The sequence below is a fragment of the Pseudomonas sp. CFBP 8772 genome (assembly GCF_014841665.1).
GTDB lineage: Bacteria > Pseudomonadota > Gammaproteobacteria > Pseudomonadales > Pseudomonadaceae > Aquipseudomonas > Aquipseudomonas graminis_B.
Map to the genome: position 1 here is coordinate 127651 of NZ_JACYUI010000005.1, position 21759 is coordinate 149409.

General features: G+C 59.1%; 15 protein-coding genes. 2 read left to right on the plus strand and 13 right to left on the minus strand.

From position 1 onward, the window contains the following. Positions 1-71: 71 nt before the first annotated feature. The 13 genes from IFT99_RS12560 to yaaA form a co-directional block, all read right to left on the minus strand. Positions 72-1526, minus strand: coding sequence for a mannose-1-phosphate guanylyltransferase/mannose-6-phosphate isomerase (locus tag IFT99_RS12560; RefSeq protein ID WP_065991920.1), 1455 nt, complete (start codon positions 1524-1526; stop codon positions 72-74). A gap of 204 nt (positions 1527-1730) precedes the next feature. After that, on the minus strand, positions 1731-2387 hold the full coding sequence (locus tag IFT99_RS12565; protein WP_065993158.1) for an alginate O-acetyltransferase AlgF: 657 nt from the start codon (positions 2385-2387) through the stop codon (positions 1731-1733). Positions 2388-2420: 33 nt separating this feature from the next. Then, entirely contained in the window at positions 2421-3596 is a 1176-nt protein-coding gene (locus IFT99_RS12570; protein ID WP_065991925.1) for an alginate O-acetyltransferase, read from the minus strand. A gap of 10 nt (positions 3597-3606) precedes the next feature. Further along, positions 3607-5169 carry an MBOAT family O-acyltransferase gene (locus tag IFT99_RS12575; RefSeq protein WP_192132644.1) on the minus strand — a complete coding sequence of 521 codons (1563 nt, stop codon included), beginning with the start codon at positions 5167-5169 and terminating at the stop codon, positions 3607-3609. A gap of 233 nt (positions 5170-5402) precedes the next feature. Continuing rightward, positions 5403-6539: a mannuronate-specific alginate lyase gene (locus IFT99_RS12580; RefSeq protein WP_065991927.1), complete on the minus strand. Its 1137-nt coding sequence runs from the start codon at positions 6537-6539 to the stop codon at positions 5403-5405. Positions 6540-6546: 7 nt separating this feature from the next. Beyond that, positions 6547-7986 (minus strand): alginate O-acetyltransferase, encoded by a 1440-nt coding sequence (locus IFT99_RS12585; protein ID WP_065991928.1) that lies wholly within the window; start codon positions 7984-7986, stop codon positions 6547-6549. Between the two features lie 13 nt (positions 7987-7999). Then, positions 8000-9649, minus strand: coding sequence for a mannuronan 5-epimerase AlgG (algG, locus tag IFT99_RS12590; protein WP_192132646.1), 1650 nt, complete (start codon positions 9647-9649; stop codon positions 8000-8002). Positions 9650-9676: 27 nt separating this feature from the next. Continuing rightward, the gene (locus IFT99_RS12595) at positions 9677-11182 is read right to left on the minus strand and encodes an alginate export family protein (RefSeq protein ID WP_065991930.1); all 1506 of its coding nucleotides are present in this window, start codon (positions 11180-11182) and stop codon (positions 9677-9679) included. Next, positions 11179-12591, minus strand: coding sequence for an alginate biosynthesis TPR repeat lipoprotein AlgK (algK, locus tag IFT99_RS12600; RefSeq protein ID WP_065991932.1), 1413 nt, complete (start codon positions 12589-12591; stop codon positions 11179-11181). Before algK ends, IFT99_RS12595 begins: the two co-directional genes overlap by 4 nt. A 2-nt stretch (positions 12592-12593) precedes the next feature. Further along, a complete protein-coding gene (locus tag IFT99_RS12605) occupies positions 12594-13766 on the minus strand; it encodes an alginate biosynthesis protein Alg44 (protein WP_065991934.1) in 1173 nt (390 codons plus the stop codon). 53 nt (positions 13767-13819) lie between these two features. Further along, a complete protein-coding gene (gene alg8, locus IFT99_RS12610) occupies positions 13820-15301 on the minus strand; it encodes a mannuronan synthase (RefSeq protein WP_065991936.1) in 1482 nt (493 codons plus the stop codon). A gap of 129 nt (positions 15302-15430) precedes the next feature. Then, the gene (locus IFT99_RS12615; RefSeq protein ID WP_065991938.1) at positions 15431-16747 is read right to left on the minus strand and encodes a nucleotide sugar dehydrogenase; all 1317 of its coding nucleotides are present in this window, start codon (positions 16745-16747) and stop codon (positions 15431-15433) included. A gap of 997 nt (positions 16748-17744) precedes the next feature. Further along, positions 17745-18524, minus strand: coding sequence for a peroxide stress protein YaaA (yaaA, locus tag IFT99_RS12620; protein WP_065991940.1), 780 nt, complete (start codon positions 18522-18524; stop codon positions 17745-17747). 183 nt (positions 18525-18707) lie between these two features. On the opposite strand from yaaA, the gene IFT99_RS12625 reads away from it, so the two are divergent. Together IFT99_RS12625 and IFT99_RS12630 are read left to right on the plus strand one after the other, a co-directional pair. Beyond that, positions 18708-19961, plus strand: a complete 1254-nt coding sequence (locus tag IFT99_RS12625) for a polysaccharide deacetylase family protein (RefSeq protein ID WP_083233238.1) — start codon at positions 18708-18710, stop codon at positions 19959-19961. Positions 19962-20276: 315 nt separating this feature from the next. Beyond that, positions 20277-21671, plus strand: a complete 1395-nt coding sequence (locus tag IFT99_RS12630; protein ID WP_192132648.1) for a PhoH family protein — start codon at positions 20277-20279, stop codon at positions 21669-21671. The last annotated feature ends 88 nt before the right edge of the window (positions 21672-21759 follow it).

The window sequence follows — 21759 nt, forward strand, 5'->3', positions numbered from 1 at the left end:
CCCGAAAACCCTCTGCGGATGGGGAATACGCAGAGGATTGACGGGGGCTAGTACTACTGGGTGAAGCGGTATTAACGGGCGATGGTCTGGGTCTTCACGCCGGCTTCGATGCCTGGGGTGGAGCGGCCGTAGACGTCTTCGAAACGCTCGATGTCGTCTTCGCCCAGGTAGCTACCCGATTGAACTTCGATGATTTCCAACGGGATTTTGCCCGGGTTGCGCAGACGGTGAACCGAGGCGATCGGGATGTAGGTCGACTGGTTCTCGGTCAGCAGGAACACGTTGTCGTCGCAGGTGACCTGAGCGGTACCCGATACGACGATCCAGTGCTCAGCGCGGTGGTGATGCATCTGCAGCGACAGGCTGGCGCCCGGCTTGACGGAAATGCGCTTGACCTGGAAACGGCCGCCCATGTCCACGGAGTCGTACGAGCCCCATGGGCGATAGACTTCGAGGTGGTTCTGGGTTTCGCTGCGGCCTTGCTCGTTCAGCGTGTTGACCAGTTGCTTGACGCCCTGAACCTTGTCTTTGTGAACGATCATCATGGCGTCTTTGGTTTCGACGACAACGATATTGTCCAGGCCGATCACGGTGACCAGTTTGCCGTTGCCCTGAATCATGCAGTTGCGGCTGTCCTGGATAACGACGTCGCCCTTGGCAACGTTGCCGTTCTCGTCTTTGGCGTGCACGTCCCACAGGGACGACCAGCAGCCGACATCGCTCCAGCCTGCATCAAGCGGAACGACGCACGCGCGCTGGGTTTTTTCCATGACGGCGTAGTCGATGGAGTTGTCCGGGCAGCAGGCGAAGCTCGCCTCGTCCAGGGAGATGCTGTCGCCTTCCTGCTTGCTGCGCTCGAGGGTCAGCAGGCAGTTGTCGTAGATGTCCGGATCGTGCTTTTTCAGCTCTTCCAGATAACGGCTGGCACGGAACAGGAACATGCCGCTGTTCCAGTAGTAACCGCCGGCCTGGACGAATTCCTGAGCGCGTTGCTCATCAGGCTTCTCGACGAACTGCTGAACGCGGCTGACGCCTTCCGGCAGCAAGGCATCGGCGGTGGACTTGATGTAGCCGTAGCCGGTTTCAGGCTTGGTCGCCGGGATTCCGAACAGCACCATTTCGCCGCGCTCTGCAGCGACGGTGGCCAAAGCCAGTGCGCGTTGCAGGGCTTTCTGATCATCGATCACGTGGTCGGCTGGCAGGACCAGCATCAACTCGTCGCGACCTTCGTTGGCGAGCATCATCGCGGTGATGGCAACGGCTGGCGCAGTGTTGCGGCCAAACGGTTCCATGATCACGGCCTGAGTTTCCAGACCCAGCGCACCGAGCTGCTCGGTGACGATAAAGCGGTGGTCCTTGTTGCAGACCACGACAGGGTGCTGCATGCCGTCGAATTGCAGGCGCTCGACGGTCTGCTGGAACAGGGTGTGTTCGCCGGTCAGCGCCAGGAACTGTTTAGGAAACTGTTTACGCGAAAGAGGCCAGAGTCGGGAACCGCTACCACCTGACAAGATCACTGGAATCATTTTGTTTCTCCGTTAAGCAAAAATCGTTCGAATGGGCTGTAGGTCTTTTCGGTCTTTCTGGTTTTTGTCTTGCATCGCCGGCGTCCTCCTGGCGGTCTGCTTGCTCCGCAGTGCCTGACGCCGAACGCTTAATCCCGTAAATCCGTGGCAGCGCGCGAGTAACCCCGCGCGCTGCCTGCGGCCTCTCGGCCAGGTTCAAATCTGTTACTGAGTGCCGGTCGGGCGCTTGACCCAGACTGGCGACAGGCTGCTGCCGCTACCGGTCACGTACAGAACGGCGGCTTCACCGCGCTCCAGTGCAACCGGCTTCAGGTCAGCCACTTTCTTGTCGCCGTCAAACAGCGCGAAGCTGACTTTGACCGGGTTGATTTCACGCTCGCCGGTGCCCTTGGCAGACACAGCCTTGACCACGTCGGTCTTGCCATCAGCGGTTTTCAGGGTCAGCGCCTTGTCGCTCAGGTTCTGTACGCGAACCAGGGACTTCTGCTTGTTCTTGAACGGAGGCTCTTCAACCAGCTGAGGTGCGCCCGAGGTGTTGTTGACGATGGTGTAGTAGTGATCGCTGGCCAATTTCACCGGCAGGGACTGGCTGCCGACTTTGGCGGTGTAGTCGCCCTGTGGCATGAAGCCGAAGTCACTGCTGGCCAATGGGCCGATTTCGTTGAGGCTGGTGTTGCCGACGCTGGCCGAGATTTCGCTGCTGCTGGCGTTGTAAACACGCACGAAGGTCGAGCCTTTCGGAGCGGTCGGGCCATACAGGGCGGCATCGCCACCGGCGAAGGCGGAAAGGGAGACGAAGCCCAGGCTCGCGGCCAGCACGCAGGTTTTCAGCAGGTTGGTTTTGCTCGAACGAACTGGCATCGGGTTCTGCGAAGTCATAGTCAAAGAGTCCTCTCAGTTTTGCGCCCGGGTGGGCGACTTGGAGTTGTTGGCGTTGTCCGCCAGATTCTGTTGGGGGTCACGGGCCTTTTTGAGTTCAGCGATCCACTGTGGGTCGAACTCGGTCAGGTCGTTGTGAGCGGGCAGGTAGCGTTCCGGAAATTCCCAGATCAGCACCTGCGGTGGGCTGCTCTTGAAGGCGTCGGTCTGCAGATACTTGAGCATCGGCAGGATCGGGCCATGGCCGTCTTCGGCGTAATTCACGACGTCTGCGTGCAGGGCCTGTTTAAGCGCACCGGCAAAGTTCCAGTTGGGGTTGGCGCTGTAGCTGGTGCCGACCAGACCCACTGCAACGGAATTGTCCGCGAACAGGGCGTCATCGCTTTCGGCGCCAGCCTGAGCCGGGTTGGTGCTGCGCTGCTGCAGGTCATCCGGCTTGGGCAGCAGGTTGGTGAACAGCGGATCCAGCGGCAGGAAGTTGGTCAGATCGCCCTTGTAGGGTTCGGTCGTCTTGGCTTCGGTGACGAAGTTCTGCGGTTCAACGTTCAGCGGCACTTGCTTGCTGATCACGTCACCCAACTGCTGGGCGACGATTTCCGCGCCCATCGGCGTCCAGTGGGTGTCGGTGCGCAGGAACACCTGGCCCTTCTCCTTGGCGCTTTGCAGCGGCGTCAGCAGATCCGGGGCAAGGATGCCGGCCTGATTCACTTGAGCGTGGAACTGCTGATACAGATCGGTGTGCAGCGTGGCCGGTTTGTTGTCACCGACGTGCTCCGGGTATAGACGGGTCTTGGCCGGAATGATCGCCAGCACCAGTTGCGTGCCTTGCTTTTTCAGGGTGTCACGCACGCCCTGAATGATTGCCAGGTTGTCTGCTTCGTTCTGCTCGCTGTTGGCAACGGCGTCGAACTCTTCGTCGGTGTACAGCCACTGGTCTTTGCCCAGGATCACGCCCGGACGACCTTCGTTGAACAGCTTGTAGTCCAGCGCCGCCCAAAGGTTGGTGCCCAGACGCTTGATCGGAAATGCTTCGTCGTAGTGGGTTTCCACCGCCTTGGTCCAGTGACCATTCAGCACGGTGGTCTCCTTCGACGTCGAGAAGCCGACGAAGCTGCGCAGCGACCACAGACCCAGCACCAGCAGAATCGCCAGGAACAGGAAGATGTAGAGGAAACGTAATGAACGGGTCATGTCAGGCTCCTCAGAACTGGAAGTAAAGGAACGGCGAGAAACTGGCCGCCGAGAGTTTCAGGATCGATGCAACGAACATCAGCAGGATCAGGGCGCGCATGGCATAGCGCGACCAGTCGGCGGTCCAGTAGGCAGGCTGAACCTGCGCTTCGGTGCCGACGATGTAACCCGGTTGATGAATGCTGCCCGGCTTGTCGCCCGGCACGGCCTTGATCAGGCCAGGCTCGGCAGCGGCAGGGCCATCGGCCTGCACGGCTTTGTCGGTCGGCTTGGCCGGCGCACGGTTGCGGTAGAAATCACGCAGGCCAAAGAAGGCGAGGGTGATGTATGCCACGACCAGCGTTGCTACTTGCAGGCCGGTGAGGCTGGCGCGGTTGAGCTCCGACAGACCGAGATCGCTGAAGCTGAACATGGCGCCGTACATGCGGGCGGCAACGTGCAGGTTTTCCGAGCGGAAGATGACCCAGCCCATGACCACCAGCAGGAAGGTGAAGGCCCAGCGAACGACGTTGAATGTGCGTGGCGCAGTGTTAAGGCCGATGGCTTTTTCAATCGCCAGCCACACACCGTGCCAGGCACCCCAGACGATGTAAGTGATGTTGGCGCCGTGCCACAGACCACCCAGCAGCATGGTCAGGAACAGGTTGCGGTAGGTCGCGACTTTGCCGCCACGGTTGCCGCCCAGCGTGATGTACAGATAGTCACGCAGCCAGGTGGACAGGCTGATGTGCCAGCGACGCCAGAACTCGGTGATCGACTGACTGATGTAGGGCTGTTTGAAGTTTTCCATGAAGCGGAAACCCATCATCAGGCCCAGGCCGATGGCCATGTCGCTGTAGCCGGAGAAGTCGAAGTACAGCTGAGCGGTGTACGCCAGCGCGCCGAGCCAGGCGTCACCCGTGGTCGGGTCCTGCAGGGCAAAGCAATGGTCGGCGACCACCGCCAGCGTGTCGGCGATAAAGACCTTCTTGATGAAACCCTGCATGAACCGCGTGCAGCCTTCGGAGAACTTGTCGAGGGTGTGCGTGCGGTTGTTGAACTGGTCCACCAGGTCGCGGAAACGCAGCACTGGTCCTGCGATCAGGTGCGGGAAAATCGCCACGAATGCTGCGAAGTCGATGAGGTTGCGCGTCGCCGGGGTGTCCCCACGGTAGACGTCGATGATGTAGCTGATGGACTCGAAGATGTAGAACGAGATACCGATCGGCAGCAACACATGGGTGAGGATGAACGGCTCAAGACCGATCGACGTCATCATCGCGTTGATGCTGTCCACGCCGAAGTTGGCGTACTTGAAGTAGCCAAGGATGCCCAGGTCGACCACCACGCCGAGCAGCAGCCAGCGCTGTGCCGGTTTGGTTCTGACCCCGGCAGCGCCTACGCGCAGGCCGATCCAGTAGTTCCACAGCGTCACACCTGCGAACAGTGCCAGGAAGTCCACTCGCCACCACGCGTAGAACACGTAGCTGGCGACCAGCAGCAGCAGGTTGCGATAGCGTTGCCCGCTCAGGTAGTACAAGCCGAGAAACACCGGCAAGAACAGGAACAGGAACACGTTGGATGAGAAAACCATCCTTTACCTCTCCATTTGTCCAACATCAAGGGCCGAAGCCCCCCCAAACCCCCCACGAAAAATGGAGGGGTGAAACATGCATCTGCCGACTCTTTGCAGGAGTGAGCTTGCTCGCGATACGTCAGCCCGGTCGGTGCCGCTCTGACTGATCAACCGCTATCGCGAGCAAGCTCACTCCTACAGTGGGTTTGCTGTGGATCACACCATGGCAAACCCGGCCGGAATCTCTGCTCTCAGGAACCGCCCTTGTCACCCTTGTCGTGCGTCGGGTCATAAGTGCGGGTCAGGTCGCCGCCGAGGCGGAAGTTCTTGAACGGTTGCATCTTGTGTTTCTGTTCAAGCACATCCGGGCCGCAGTCATACAGCGAGCAATACGGTTCCAGCCAGGCGAATTTCATGTCGGTTTTCAGGTCCGTCATGTCCTGCTTTTCGCCGTCACGTGCTGCGAATTCGCTTCCCGAATTCTTCACGCCAGCCAGGACGCGATCACCCAGACGCTTGAGCGCACCGTTGTTTTCCTGACGCAGATCGACACCGTTGGCCTGGGCGAAACTCGCGATCATCGCCAACGGCGGAAGCGCATAGTTGTGGTAGGCCAGCGCGCGTTGCTTGCGCTTGAGCTCGTTCGGCAGGAAACCTTGCGGGTCGATCTGGTTGGCGCCGATCTTGAATTCCTTCACGGCCCAATCGAACAGGTCCTGGCGATTGGTCGCCACTGCCGTGGACATCACGGCCCAGGCGGCCCAGTACGAGTGGTTATTGGTCTTCTCAAGCGGCAGATTGTTCCAGTCGCTGACCACGTGATCCGCCAGTTTGCTGAACCAGGCTTCGATGACCTGCGTCTCCTGCTGGCGGGTAGCCAGAGGGTGCGACTCGGAGAACTTCAGGCGCAGATAAGCGGACGACATGCTGCCCAGTGCCCATTTGCGCATCGACTTGCCGGTGTGGTTGAAGTCGGTGGACTCCAGCGCATCGGCCTTGGCCCAGGTGGTCAGCATGTTCAGCGCGCAATCGAGCTGTTCCGGGCGACCGTCACGCATGTACTGCATCACCACCTTGCTGGTGGCACGCTCCATGGTGGTGATGTCTTTGGTCGCATCACGGAACGCCTGGTCCGAAACCATGTTCAACGTTGCGCGGGCCTTGTCCGAGCCTTCGTATTTGCTGCGAAACTGCAGCGGACCGGTGTAAGGCTGCGGGATCGAGTCACAGCTGAACTTGCCCTGGCCTGTCTTGAATTTCTCAACACCTTCGTAGTAACCCTGCGGCGGCACGAGTGTCGACGCAGCGCTGGCGCCGGTGGCGAACAGTGCCGAGGACATCATCGCCAGCGACAGAAGGGTAGGGAGCATCAGTTTTGGAGTGTGCATAGGAGCCTCATAACCCGGCTTGCGCGGTTTGATGCGCGACATTCGGGAACACGTTGCGTTTGCATACTTTCGCTTCGACCTGCTGTGGCGCAGTGCCCGCTTCCGGACCCTGCACTTCCAGTGCGAGCAATTGCTGGTCAGCCCAGTCTTTGTCATCGCGCAGTTCGAAGGAGAAGCGCCCGTCGGTTTCAGATGTTTCAGGTTTTTCGATCTTCAAGTCTTCGTGGCGACCGTTCATGTACCAGAGGCGCGCCTGAAGGGTTTTCACCGAGTTGTCGGCGAACTTGATGTCGATCTGATTACTGCCGTTGCGCACATCCTTGATGCCGTTTTTGCCGTTGACCAGCAACTCGTTGATCCCTGGTTTGAGGGTGGTGCTAGTGCTCATGATTGCCGGCTTGCCTTCACAGCCGTTGTCCAGCAGCGACATCATCTGGCGATAGATGGTCTCCTGATCGAGGCGATAAAGCGGCGAGAATTCCCAGATGAGAATCTTCGGTGGGTGTTTCTGGAAGTCTTCGCTGCCCAGGTACTGCAGCATCGAACCTTCAAGGCCGCCGCCCGGGAAGGCGACGTTCAGCACATCAGCACCAATGTATTCCTGCAAAAAGCCGGCAAAGTTGTAGTTCTTGCCGCTGTGACTGGTACCGACCAGGGTGATTTCCGGGTTGCCGGAGTCACCAAACAGGTCGCCGTCGGCTGCTTCGCCTTTGGGTTCCGTCTCAAACTGGTCCATGTACTGGATGGCATAGCTCGTGCCGCACAATTGACCGGCCATATTGTGAAGAGTGCCCTTCTTGCCCATGCGACCTGACAAATGGGTCTCGAATTCACGGCGCGGAACGCCGGCAAAGGCCTGCATCTTTTTCACGGAATCAGCGACGATTTTCGCCGTGCGCTGGGCACCGTACGGTGTCCAGTGCTGGTCACCGCGGAAGTAGAAATCGTGGGCCTGTTGCTCGTTGGTCAACGGCGACAGGTCCGGCACGGTGTAGCCCATTTTTGCGAAACGACCGAGCATGGCCTGGTAGTTGCGCAGTGCGGTGTTGTAGTCGAACTTGTCGCGTTCGGCCGGGAACAGCTTGTTGCGATCAACCAGCCCGCGGGTGGGTTGGTACACGACCACCAGCTCTACACCCTTGCTCTTGAAGGCGTCGTGCAGCATTTGCATGCGGCGATAGCCTTCAGGCGTGGTGTCGAATTCGGTGCGCAGGTCTTCACGGGTCCGGAACAGCCAGTCGCCCTGGGCCTGAACCAGCGTGGTGAAGTTCTGCTGATAGCGGCTGACGTAGTTTTTTTCGTCATGCGCTTCTGGGCACAGACTGCAGCAAGGCTCGGCAGTGAAGGTCGGGGCTGTGGTGTCCGCTGCATACGCGCCATTGCTGGCGGCGAACAGTGCAGCGGTCAGACCCGAGAGGCTGAGCAGTTTGATCAAATGTGCGTGCATAGAAATATCTTCCTCAGTCCCGGAGTTGTTTCTGGCTTTCGACCGGGTCGATCAACACGGCTTTCTGTTGGCGCACCAGCAGATCGAGGATTTCGTCCTGACGATCGCCCAGTACACCGTTGAAGCTGATCCCGCTGGCTTTGGTCGGTGCAAGCATCGACACCTTGTACAGCTCGACGCTCAGAGGCGAGTCGATGGACAGGGGGCCTGAACCGTTGGAGGTCAGTTCGCCGCCGACCATGATCAGCGAGACTTCGGCATCGAATGGATCGAGCTTGATGTCGCGGTCAGTGTCAGACAGGTCCTTGATGTGGCCGTAAACGCCCATCAAACCGTTACCGATGGCCAGGTTTTCGTACAGCTTGATGTTGGTGCTGTTGCGAACCCGGATGCCGTGACGCTTGTTGGCGAACACACGGTTACCCCACAGCAGGTTGTCGGCACTCTCATACAAGGTGATGCCGTCGGTGTGGTTGCGGTAGATCTCGTTGTACGCCACCAGGTTGTTCACGCTGTTACGGTCAAGGACGATGCCGGACAGGTGGTTGTCGTAGCTTTTGTTGTTGATGATGAAGCTGTCGTTCACCTCACGGGAGACGATGATCCCGTGCTTTTTCTTGGTCCCGTACACCGTGTTTTCGGCAATGATCAGACCGTGGGAACGGTCATGGGGGTCGATGCCGTAGATGATGTTGTCGTGGTAGGTGCTGCCCTTGACCACGAAGTCACGGGTTTCATAGCAGTAGAAGCCGTACCACATGTCCGAGAATTCAGAGTTGACGATCCAGCCGGTTGGCTCGGCGCGGTTCATCTGAGCCTTCATGTTCGGCGTGTACTGGGAAATACTGATCCCGTACGACTTGCTGTTGTTGTAACCCAGGCTCGCCACTTTGGTGTTGAACATGTAGGTCTGCGTACCGCCCCAGGACAGCAGGAACGGACGGAATTCCTTCGGCGCCTTGAACGTCGACGGGCCGTTGGATTTCTCGCTCCAGCCGGTCAGTTTGGTGTCCGACATGAACAGCAGGTTGTCGTTGACCAGAAACGCACCGGCGTCCTGAGACAGGCGCAGTTCGGTGGTTTTCTTGTCGACCTCGAGGATGCCGTTCTTGCCCACGACGATCGGCAGACGAGCCAGGAACACGCCCGGCGAGGTCTCGCTCAGGTACTGTTTAGGCACCTTTTTCGCGAGGTCCTGCAACGTCATGTAGCCGTCTTCGATGAAGATGGCCTGGGGAATGCCGTGCTGACGGGCTACCCATTCGGCCATCTTGTTGTCACCGCCGATGAATTCCTTCAGCGAGTCTTCCTGCATCATGCGTTTGATCGCGACCTTGCCCGGCTTGCTGCGCACGATCTTCTTCTGCATGGCCTGCTGGGTGTAACCCGAGAGGTCAGGCAGCTTGGGCTTGTCCATCAACAGCGGTTCGATGGGCGGGCTGCTGATCGTGTAGGTCTTGGCCTGATGCAGGCCCTTGACCACCACTTCCTTGTCATCCGCCGGATGCGCCGCAGGGGCAGGAACCGGCAACGGGTTGTTGGCCATGGCCGCAGTGCTGGAGAGCAGCATGACGCTGCTCAACACTGCGCATTTCAGCACAGAGCTTTCCAGCAGGGCATGCGGCCATGCCCGGTGACGCAATCTGCTTGCTTGACTGTTCATCTCATTGCACTCCTATCGCGGCTTGCATCAGAAGCGCCAGATGACGTCGACGATGGCGCGGTGCATGTAATCATCTACACCGCTGTGATACGCATCGCCCGGTTTGAACACGCCTGCACGCAGACGAATCAGCGCCGACGGTTCGTCGAACGACTGGCTCACCGCAGCAGGCAGCAGGCCTTGCTTGAAGTACTTGGTGACGACGAGGTCCATTTCCTGGCCCAGGTCCTTGCGGCCGTCTTCGAGCGGCAGCGAGGCGAATGTGCTGACGCCATCGGAGTCGACATTTTCCTGAGCCGGGTTGATACCCGCGCCGCCGATGCCCGAATGGCCGTCGACACGACGGAACTTGTGGTAGATCAGCGAGGCGTCGTACTCGTCCTGCATCTGCCACGAAGCGAACAGCGAGCCGGACTCTACGTTGGCCATTTCGCCCTGGAACGCTTCACCGAAGCGATGCACGCGCGAGCGGGTACCGGTCCAGTTCGAGCGGTTGCTTTCCAGACCGTTCTGCTCGTAGTTCTTGCTGGCACGGGAGTAGGCGCCGCCCACTTGCCACATCGGATCCAGACGGAAACGCAGGCCCAGGTCGGTCGCCCAGCCGTTGACGTTTTCGCTGTTCTTCTCACCGGCCACGTACTGATCGCCAATGGCGTCATAGGTGGTGCCGATGCGGTCACGATCGCCGGTCAGCCAGGTCAGGCTGCCCCAATAGTTGACGGTGTTCAGGTTGCGGTAGTTGTACGCATCGCTGTTGGCCTGCAGACCCAGCCAGGTCAGGTCGCCACGCGAAGTCTTGTCCAGGTCGTCGATGGCCGAGCCCTGTTGTTTCAGGCTGCCGCCGTCATGACTGTGGTGCGCACGAACGCCTGCCCACTGGCCCGGCGTCCACTGGTATTCCACGTCGCCATAAAGGTGCGAGCGATCCTTGTCCTGTGCCGACAGTTCGGTCAGGTCGGTGCGGTATTCGCTGAAGCGCTGGGCGGCGCCCACTTCTGCCTTGAGCAGGGTGGTGTCGAAGGTCCAGTTCACCGCTTCGATGTTGGTGTCGTGCCACTGACCATCGTCATTGCGCAGACGCTGACGGCCGACTTTCAGGATCTCGCCGGGGTAGGGCGTGAAACCGCTGTAGCCGATCCAGAACTCACGCAGGGCCGCGTAGCTGTCATCGACTTTGCGGCTGTTCGACGTGCTGCGCGAGCGCTGGGCGCTTTGGCCGTTTGCGTCGGTGACCTGCTGGTCCAGCGGGTCGGTCTGGATGGTGTCGGTCGCGGTGACGACCTGGCCCATCGCGTAACCGCTCCAGTTGCCCCACTCGCCATACGCCCACGGACGCAGATCCAGACCGACACCGTTGACGTCGCCACCGCTGCGGGTGCCGAGGTCACGGTCGTCTTCCATCTGGCCGGTCGCTTTGACTTCGATGCCGAAATTCTGAGTGTCGGTCAGGGCGGCCAGTGTCGGCGTGGCCCAGATCAGGGAGAAGCCCAGGCCGAATCCGGCCGCCATCAGAGGGTTCAACTTAAGCTTCATAGAGGTGCGTCCCCGCCGTCTTTTTCTTCTTGCAGTGTCTGCAAGGCCAACGCGTTTTGCGCGGTTGTGCCGCGGACCTGCTGTTCTCGCTGGAGAAGGCTCTGCGCCTGGGCGCGCTTCTCAGGCGGCAATTGTTCGTTCAGTTGTTGCGCAAGATCCGTCGCTTGCGGTGTGCCCTGGGCCAGTGCGAGCTGGCCGAAGACCCATGCGTTGACCGGATCAGGCTTGATACCTTTGCCTTGCGAGAACAACTGCGCGAGGGCGAAGTCGGCGCTGTTCTGGCCACCGCGTGCGGAGGTCAGCAACTGGTCGACCGCTTTCTGCGGGTCTGGATGGCCCAGATAGCCCCGGCGATACAGCTGACCCAGGTAGTAATGCGCGGAGATTTGCGTCGCAGCCGCCTTGGTCAGGTGCTCTTCGGCTTTCTTCGCATCCGGCAAGACCAGCTTGCCTTCGTAATACAGCTTGCCCAGCAGCAGCTCGGCGCGGGGTTGATCCGCAGCACGGCCGTTGTCCAGGTATTCCATCATCTTGTTGACGTCACCCAGCTCGGGGAAGTCGTACAGCAATTGCGCCAGACTGACCCAGGAAGCGGGGTAACCAGGGGCAACTTTCTCCAGCAGCGACTGCGCGGTCTTTTCGTCCGGCTTGCCGAGGGTCGAATCCGCCAGCACGCGAGCGACGCTGTCGACCCGCATGGCAGGCACGCTGCCCATCGCGTAGCCGCTTTGCATCTGCTCGATCAGCGCCGCCTGTTTGTCGGCTTCGCCGCGCTTCTGATAGACCGTCGCCAGCTCGGTGTAGCAAACGTCAGTGGTGCGCAGCGCTTGCTTGCAGATGCTTTCGACTTCAGCCAGATGCTGGTCGTAGGTGCCCTGGGTGCGATACAGCAGCACCTGCGCCAGACCCGCTTCCGGGTAACCGGTCGCGCGCCATTCGTTGATCTTCTGCTGCGCATTCACGTTCGGGAACGTGTGCGGGTACTGCAGATAGAGCATCGCCAGCGGGATCAGCGTGCCGGCTTCGCCATTGGCGAAGGCCTTCTTCAACAGACCTTCGGCTTCACGTTGCTCGGCTTCGGTGGAGTTCGGCTTGACCGCCAGCAACTTGCCCAGACGCGATTGCGCCCGAGGCGAAGTGGCGGCAGCAGCGCGATACGTCGCCTCGGCCTGCTTGATCAGCTCGGGGTCGCGAGTACCCACCTGGATGTCCGCAAGGCCGACCTGCGCATCGCTATAGCCCAGGTCCGCCAGTTGCCGATAGTTTTGCTCCGCCATCGCGGTGTCGCCGCGTTTCAGGGCTTCGTTGGCCAGGCGCTGATCGGGCAGGCCGGCACAGCCGCCCAAACCGATAGCGATCGCCAGGCTCAACACTGTAGGGGCTGACAAGCTTCGTAGTGGGCTAGCCATGTTTAGAAACCTGCCGCCGTGGCTTTATCGATCAACCAGTTCAGCGACGGGCCGCGGGTGCTTACCACTTCAACCGGACGACCTGCCAGGCTGCTGTTGATGGCTTCGTCAGGCTGGATCTGAACGCGGATGTCGGAAGACAGGTCAGCAGGGCTCAGAGCCGTGGCGCTGACGATCTTGCCGCTGTGGTCGCCGTCTTCGCCGGCAACCTGGAAGGTCACGCGAGCGCCCGGCTGTACATCGGCGAACTGACGGTAGGTGAAGCGAGCATCGACATTGGCGGCAACGTTGCGCGGGACCATCTGGAAGATGACCTGACCTTTGCTTGCGTACTGACCGTCGGCGACCAGTTGCTTGGCCACGACGCAATCGCACGGGCTGGTCATGGTGCCGGCCAGTTGACGACCAAACAGCTCTTCGATTTTGGCCGGCTGCATTTCGTCCGGGTCCAGGTTGCCTTTCAACATGTCCAGCATGCTGGTGTTGAAAGTCGCCAGCGGAGCGCCTTTGGCGACGTTGCCGTTTGGCGTTACCAGGCTGGTCACGGTGCCTTCACGAGGCATGGTGACATCCAGGCTAGGGACGCTGACCAGGCCCGAGGTGGAGTGGCTGACGAAGTACATGCCGTAGACCGATTTCGCGACGAAGCCGAACGCAATCAAACCGACAGCGAAGATACCGACGCTGAAGGTCACGGCGCGCAGGCGACCGAAGGCGCTCAGGCCGCTGCCGCCGTCTTTGGATTTGCGGGCCTTGGTGAAGTTGTCGCGCTGCAGGGTAGCCAGCACTTCGCCCATGCTGATGAGGTCGCCCGACAGGTGCGAAGTGATCAGGTGACGCAGCGTCGAGATGTCTTGGGATTCCAGATTCTGGAACTGGCAGCCGACACGGCCGGTGCTCGAATCGATGGTGCGCACTTGCAGGTCAACGTCCATTGCCAGACCGAGGTTGTCGATCAGGAACTGCAGACGACCCTTGATGACTTCACCGACGCCTGGACGCAGGTTGGCAGGAGCGACAAAGCTCAGACCGCCTGCGGAAAGGTCTTCGACACGCACCAGCGGGGCGTTCGGCTGACCATTGAGCAGTCGCAGTTTGGCCGGGATCTTGACCCGTGCGTGCTGACGCTGGGCTTCGGATTCATGTACGACATTGGCATTCACGGCTGTATTCATGGTGGTAATTCCTGATTAATCGAGTTGATCCATTGTTTCGGTCAAAGGCCCGGTCAGACCATTGTCAGCAGCACGGCAACGAAGATGCTGCCAGCCGAGAAAGTCATGGTCCGCGACGACCAGGTGTTGAACCAACCCTGGAAGCTGGCCATGTCGCGGCTCAGTTTTGTGTCCTGTCGGGTCCAGGACTGTCGGTCGAGACGGAAGAAGACGTAAATCTTCATCAGTGCGCCGACGATCTGGTTGTAATAGAGAATCATCGGATACGCCGGCCCGATCTTGTGCCCGCTGCACGACAGCAGCAGGGTCAGGATAAGACGGGTGATACCGATCCACAGCAGGTACGCCAGCAGGTATTCGATGCCGAACTTGAGGCTTGCCAGCATGGCAACGGTCAGGCCGAGGATCGATGTCCACATCGATACGCGCTGGTCGAACAGCACGATGCTGGTGAAGACCCCAAGACGACCGAAGCCCAGACCCAGCGCACGGGAGTTCTGCCGAAGGTTGTTGCCGTACCAGCGATACATCAGCTTGCGGCTGGCTTTCAGGAAGCTCTTTTCCGGCGGGTGTTCAACGGTGTTGATGGCGGCATCCGGCACGTAGAACGTGTCGTAGCCCAGGCGCATCAGGCTGAACCAGCTGGACTTGTCGTCGCCGGTCAGGAACTTGAAGCGGCCCAGACGCCAGTGCTGCAGCGAATCGCTTTCCACGTCAGCGATGAACATCGGGTCCGTCACCACGGTGGCGCGGAACACCGACATACGGCCGGTCATGGTCAGCACGCGCTTGGACAGCGCCATCGAGCACATGTTGATGTGACGCTGAGCGAAACGCAGCTTGTGCCACTCGCTCATGATGTAGCCGCCGCGTACTTCACAGAATTCGTTGGTGGTCAGGCCGCCGACGTTGCCGAACAGCTGGAACCACGGAACTGTTTTCTGCACCACGCCTTCAGCGAGAACGGTGTCGCCGTCGATCACCGCAACCACGGAGCGGTCGTCCGGCATGTGGCGGGAGATGGCGCGGAAACCGAACGCCAGACCATCACGCTTGCCGGTACCGGCGATGCGCACGAAGTCGAGCTTGACGTGCTCCGGCGGGTTGTACTTGGCCCACAGTGCCTTGACCAGCAGCTCGTCGGACATTTCCACCAGGGAGCACACGATGGTGGTCGGGAAACCGCAGTTGATGGCTTCGCGAATCACCGAGCTGTACACCTGAGCGGTGGTCAGCGCATCGATACGAAAGCTGGTGACCATCAGGAACACGTGGGACGGATCGGCGGCCTTGCCCAGCTTGCGCACTTTGCGGCGCAGGTGCGGGTAGACGATGTACAGGAAGATCATGCCGCGCACGAAGTGCGTTGCGCCCATCGAGTAGCGCCAGATGCCGACGATACCGATCAGGAAAATGAAATCTTTGGAGTGCGAGTCAAACAGCGATGCAGGCAGCGCCATGGCAATGGCAGCCAGCAAAGTTAGATAAAACAGCCAACCTGCGGCCTGGAGGAAGCCGTGCTTCAGCCTTTGCATAGTGTGTATCCCTAAGTCAGTTGCAACCTCAAGCCGCAAGCTTCAAACCTCCCGTCGCAGGCGCTGACGCCCGGGACGGGAGGGATGAAGCCTGAAACTTGCAGCTCGTGGCTTGCAGCTCGCTGTGTGTTACCAGCAGATACCTTCGATTTGACCGTTTTCGGTGGTGGTGCCTTTCATGAAGCCCACCAGGTCAATCACACGCTTGCCGGCTGGCGCGTTGTTGGCGAGTGCACGGAAGCGCTCGTCGCGGTTACCCAGGATGATCACGTCGGAGTTGTTGATGACCGCGTCGAAGTCCGAGTTCAGCAGGGACGAAACGTGCGGGATCTTGGACTCGATGTAGTCTTTGTTGGCGCCGTGAACGCGAGCGTATTCGACGTTGCTGTCGAAGATGCTCAGGTCGTAGCCTTTACCGATCAGCATTTCTGCCAGCTCGACCAGTGGGCTTTCGCGCAGGTCATCGGTACCGGCCTTGAAGCTCAGACCCAGCAGGGCAACTTTGCGAGTGTCGCTGGCAGCAACGATGTCGAAAGCGTTCTGAACCTGGGAAACGTTGCTGCGCATCAGGGAGTTGAGCAGAGGTGCTTCAACGTCCAGAGTGCTGGCGCGGTAGGTCAGGGCGCGCACGTCCTTCGGCAGGCAGGAACCGCCGAAAGCGAAGCCTGGGCGCATGTAGTACTGCGACAGGTTCAGAGCCTTGTCCTGGCAGACCACGTCCATCACTTCGCGGCCGTCGACGCCGACTGCCTTGGCGATGTTGCCGATTTCGTTGGCGAAAGTGACCTTGGTCGCGTGCCATACGTTGCAGGTGTATTTGATCATTTCGGCAACGGCGATGTCCTTGCGGATGATCGGTGCGTCGAGTTCTTCGTACAGGGATTGCAGAACGTCACCGGACGCCTTGTCGAATTCGCCGATAACGGTCATCGGAGGATGGTCGTAGTCAGCGATCGCGGTGCTTTCACGCAGGAATTCCGGGTTGACCGCGACACCGAAGTCAACGCCGGCTTTCTTGCCCGAGCAGTCTTCGAGGATCGGGATGACAACGTTTGCGACCGTACCTGGCAGAACGGTGCTGCGCACGACGATGGTGTGACGGGTGCTCTTGTCACGCAGTACGAAGCCGATTTCGCGGCAGACCGATTCAATGAAGTCCAGCTCCAGATCGCCGTTCTTCTTGCTTGGCGTGCCAACGCAGATCATCGACAGGTCAGTGTCGCGGATCGCTTCGGAGAAGTCGGTGGTGCCACGCAGTTTGCCGGTCTTGATGCCGGTTTCCAGCAACTCGCCCAGACCTGGCTCAACGATTGGCGACTTGCCTTTGTTGATCAGATCGATCTTGGCAGCGGAGATGTCCACGCCAACAACATCATGACCACGCGCCGAGAGGCAGCCTGCGCAGACTGCACCGACATAGCCCAAACCAAAGATGCTGATACGCATAGTAATCTCCTCAATGTTTACGCCATTAGTTGGCCGAATATAAAAACTGTCTTACAATTTTTCGCGCACTCGTACGCACGGCAAATGAATGTCGCGTGACAAGCACAGGCAGAATTAAGGGTGAGTTACCTGGATGAAAGGTAAACCCGAATGTTACAGATCAAAAGTGTCGAGTAGCCCATACATATTTATATAGGTTCCCGATCTGGGATGTGGCAGGCACTCCGACGGATGATTTGCGCGTCGTGCTCAGGCGATCAGGTACAAGGCTTTTGGCCGTCTCCCGATGAATCTGCCCCGATTCACGACTGCGGGCACCCGAATGGTGCTAGCTCAATTCACTTCAACTAGTTTGGTGCGTGACTCCTTGTACGTACCACTTGACCCATGGGTCTAACTTCGTTGAGAAGCAACTTCCAGATCTGTCCATGTGCCATGTAAGAGATGTCCTACATGGGGGACGAGAATTGTTACGGGATGTAGGAGCGTGGGCAATCCCCATAAGTTCCGGGCCGCTCGTCCTCTTTTTGAGATTTTTCGTAACACTCGGTGCTTTCTGGCGGGATCCAGCGTGCTGGCGATCAAGGTTTGAGCCTTAGTTTATAAGGCTTTGGCCGGCCTGCAGGGTGGGGTGTCACTAGTTCAAATTCACGACCCGAAATCTGCAAAAAAAGTTGTTAATTTTTTGAGAAAAAAAAGAACCGTTAGTTTTCGACTGTTCGTTGGCGCCAATTAGCTGTCAGCACTACCGTTCGTCCGTGCAAACTGTAGCTTATGAACTAAGTAAGTTTGGGAATTTGCGAACAGAGTCACTGTTTTTGTTTGCTTTCGGTTGGATGGACAGACGCATTCGAATGATGGTGTTTGCCTGCTCGCACTAAAATCACGAGAAATGTGCGCTGAGCAGTGCACTGAAGTAGGGATGAAATGGCGTCGCGATGCCCGTCATTGGTTGAAGACGGGCAGGCATTTGGTCGCAGGAAAGGGCAGGTGCCAGTCAGGCATCTTGCTCATCGCGCAGGAAAATGAGCTTGTCCGGGGAGGACAGTTCTTTGCTGTATCGATAGCCGTGGGCATCGAACTGGGCCAGGTCTTTGGGCTTGCTGATGCGCTCGGAAATGACGAAGCGGGTCATCATGCCCCGTGCTTTCTTGGCATAGAAGCTGATGATCTTGTACTGGCCGTTTTTCTGGTCGCGGAACTCGGTTTCGATCACGCGGGCATTAAGTGCCGGCCGCTTGACCGCCGAAAAGTACTCGTTCGACGCGAGGTTAAGCAGCACGTCGTCGCCTTGTTCTTTCAGCGCATCGTTCAGCCACTCGCTGATGCGGTCGCCCCAGAATGCATAAAGATCCTTGCCCCTGGCGTTCGCCAGTTTTGTGCCCATTTCCAGCCGATACGGTTGCATCAGGTCCAGGGGGCGCAGCAACCCATAGAGCCCGGACAACATGCGCAGGTGCTTCTGGGCGTAAGTCAGATCGGGTCCGCTCAGGGTGTCGGCGTCGAGCCCTGTATACACATCGCCCTTGAATGCCAGCAGCGCCTGTTTGGCGTTTTTGGGGGTGAACGCCGGATCCCAGCTGCCGAAGCGGGCGGCATTGAGGCCCGAGAGCTTGTCGGACAGGTGCATCAGCTCGCCGATCTGCGCAGGGGTCAGGTCGCGCAGCTGGCTGATGAGCTCCTGAGAATGATCCAGAAATTGCGGCAGGGTATGGCGCTTGGTGGTAGGCGGCGTTTCGAAATCGAGGGTTTTGGCTGGGGAAATCACCATCAGCATGGGCAGGTCTCCTTTAATCGTCGGGCGATTCTAGGGGTTGCGTGCGGTTCACTCCAGCTATGGTGTCGATAGGCGCAATCCTACGGAAGCCGTGCCCGAATCCGGCCATCTGGCCCTGGGCAAATCCGCTATAGTGCCTCGCCGGTTTTCGGCCTCTTTATCAAGGATTGGGAGCACGTCGTTTTGCGCATGCTGTTATTGATCGGAGCCTGTTTGCTGGGGCTCAACGCACAGGCGGCCACGGGGGATATCGCGATGCTGGATCGCGCAGTCTGGCCGGAGGCTCTGGAAACGCCGCAGCTGTTCGACGTCGCTTCTCGCGCCCAGATTCTCAGCTTCGCCCATCAGTTGCTGGAAAGCGAAAAGCTCAGCGATGCCCAGCTGAGTGCGCGCCTGGGGCTGCGCCAGATCAACCTGCCGACGGTGAACCTGATCCGCACACGGTTGTGGACGCGCCTGTTCGAGAACTGGACATTCGCTGAAAAAACCTGTGAAGCCGACGCCTCGTTCTGCGTGCTGGTCGACGACGTGCCGATGCTGCGTCAGCGCGCCGCCGAATACAAAGTGGCCGATGATTCCTTCTATGCGCAGTGGGCGGCGCCGGCCGATGCCTTCAGCCAGCGTTATCTCAACGAACTGTTGCGCATGGCCGCCCTGTTCCCGCAGACCAGCAGCGAGATCGAGCGCTATAACTCCGACGAACTCAGCGGCGAAGAAATGCCGGACCGGACCTTCCTGCTCAATTTCGAGAGCGGTCCGACGGTTGCTGATGGGGCCACGGACTGGCTGGCTGACTTCATGCGCCAACAGAAGATCACCGCGACGTTCTTCGTCCTGGGCAAAAGCCTGCAAAGTCGTCTCGACAGCACTTCAGCGCCAGCGCTGCAAAACGTCTACCGGCAGCAATGCGTCGGCCTGCAAGGCTGGGAGTTCAGGTCCCATGCCCATTGGCGCGACTGGCAAGACTCCATCCAGCGCACGGCCGCGCTGATTCAGCAGGTGTTGCCGGACAATTTCGTGCCGCTGTTCCGTCCGCCTTACGGGCATCGTCGTGCCGACAGCGCGCCGTTCTTCCGCGATCAGCAGCTGCGGGTGTCGCTGTGGAACATCGATTCCCAGGACAGCACCGGACGCATCAGCGCCGAGCAGGCTGCCAACCGGGTGCTGACGCTGATGCTGCTGTGGCGGCGCGGCAATGTGGTGTTTCATGACAGCACGGACAAGCCGCAACAGGCGGTCCCATGGCTGATGGCCAATACCGCGCAAAGCGGTGTGATCTGGGAGGATTGCCATATTTATCCGCAGCAGTTGGCGGACGAAGAAGATGTGCCGGATGAGGAAGATGACACGCCAGACGATGACGCCGCAGAAGAGCCCGCCGAGCAGCCGGGTGCAGCGACAGATCAGACGGCGCCGGCCGCGAAAGAAAAGGAATAGAGAGGGGGAGATGTCGGAAATTTCTGAGGATTTATCCCAGACCGGACTTCCGACTTTAAACGCGGTTGCCCCATCCGCCAAGGCCTAATTCGCCCCCTGAAAAATAAAGTTCAAAAAGCGCTGAAACGCGTTTTTATGTCATCGGTTTTGCGGTATTACGACAACAGACCGCCGAACCCTGCAACACAGGTGGCGTCATTCCAGACCCCACTTTGCGCAATTTTCTCCTGCCTCAAGGGGAAAGCCTCGGCGGCCTTTTCGTGACGCAACATCGCTGTGTGTTGCGCCACCCGGCTACTACAAAGGTGAGCGAGTATGGATGACCACGGACGCACCCCTTCCTCTAACCAGCCAATCCTTTACGTGCTCGATACCAACGTATTGATCCATGATCCAAACGCGCTTCTGAATTTCGAAGAACACCACGTTGCACTCCCCATGACGGTCCTCGAAGAACTGGACAAGCTCAAGGCGGGCAAGCACTCGGTGGCTGCCGAATGTCGGCAGGCGATCCGTTTGATTGACAAGACACTCGGCGAAGCGACCCCGGAGGAGGTCGAAAAAGGCGTACCGATCGATCGCGGTACAGGTGTTTTCAAAGGCTATCTGTCCATCCTCATGAACAAGCGGCAAGAGCCCAACCGGGTGCTGCCCGACAACCTCAACGACAACATCATCATCAATCAGTTGATTGACCTGCATGCGCGGAAAAAGGACACGCGCATCGTATTGGTCACCAAAGACATCAACATGCGCCTCAAGGCACGTGCCTGCGGCATCGAGGCCGAGGATTACAGCACCGACCAACTGGTCGACGACGTGTCGATGCTGTCCCGCGGCTACCACACCATGACCGGCTCTTTCTGGGACCGGGTGAGCAAGGTCGATACCCGCCAGGATCACGGCCGTACCTGGCACAAAGTGCAGATGATCGAGCAGCTTCCGTCTGTGCACATCAACGAATTCATCATCGATGAGCAAGGCTTCGTCGGTTGGGTCAAAGGCGTCAAGCCTGATGAGTTGCTGTTGCTGGACATGCATCAAGAGCCGCTGCTGCATCAGGAAGCATGGGGGCTGAAGCCGCGCGACATCTATCAAGGCCTGGCGCTGTTCGCGCTGCTCGATCCGGACATTCATCTGGTCAACCTGTCCGGCGCGGCCGGTTCGGGCAAGACCATTCTCGCCCTGGCCGCTGCCATCGAGCAGACCATGGTCAGCAAGCGTTATCGCCGCATCATCGCCACCCGCAGCGTGCAGGGGCTGGACCAGGAGATCGGTTTTCTGCCCGGCACCGAAGCAGAAAAGATGGAGCCATGGCTTGGCGCGATCACCGACAACCTGGAAGCGTTGCACATGGACGATGAAAACACCCATGGCAGCGTCGATTACATCCTGAGCAAGGTGCCGCTGCAGTTCAAATCCCTCAACTACATTCGTGGCCGAAGCTTCCAGCAGAGCCTGATCCTGATCGATGAATGCCAGAACCTCACGCCGCACCAGATGAAAACCATCATCACCCGTGCCGGCGCCGGTTCAAAGGTGGTCTGCCTGGGCAACCTGGCGCAGATCGACACCCCTTATCTGTCGGCCACCAGTTCGGGGCTGACCTACCTGACGGAGCGTTTCAAGGACTTCCCCAACGGCGTGCACATCAGTCTGCAAGGTGTTCCACGCTCGATCCTGGCTGAATACGCGGAGAGCCATTTGTAACGTGACATCAGCTTCAAGCTTCAAGCTTCTAGCCTCAAGCTGCAAGCCGACGTCCGCTTAAGGTCGTTAGCTTGCAGCTTGCAGCTTG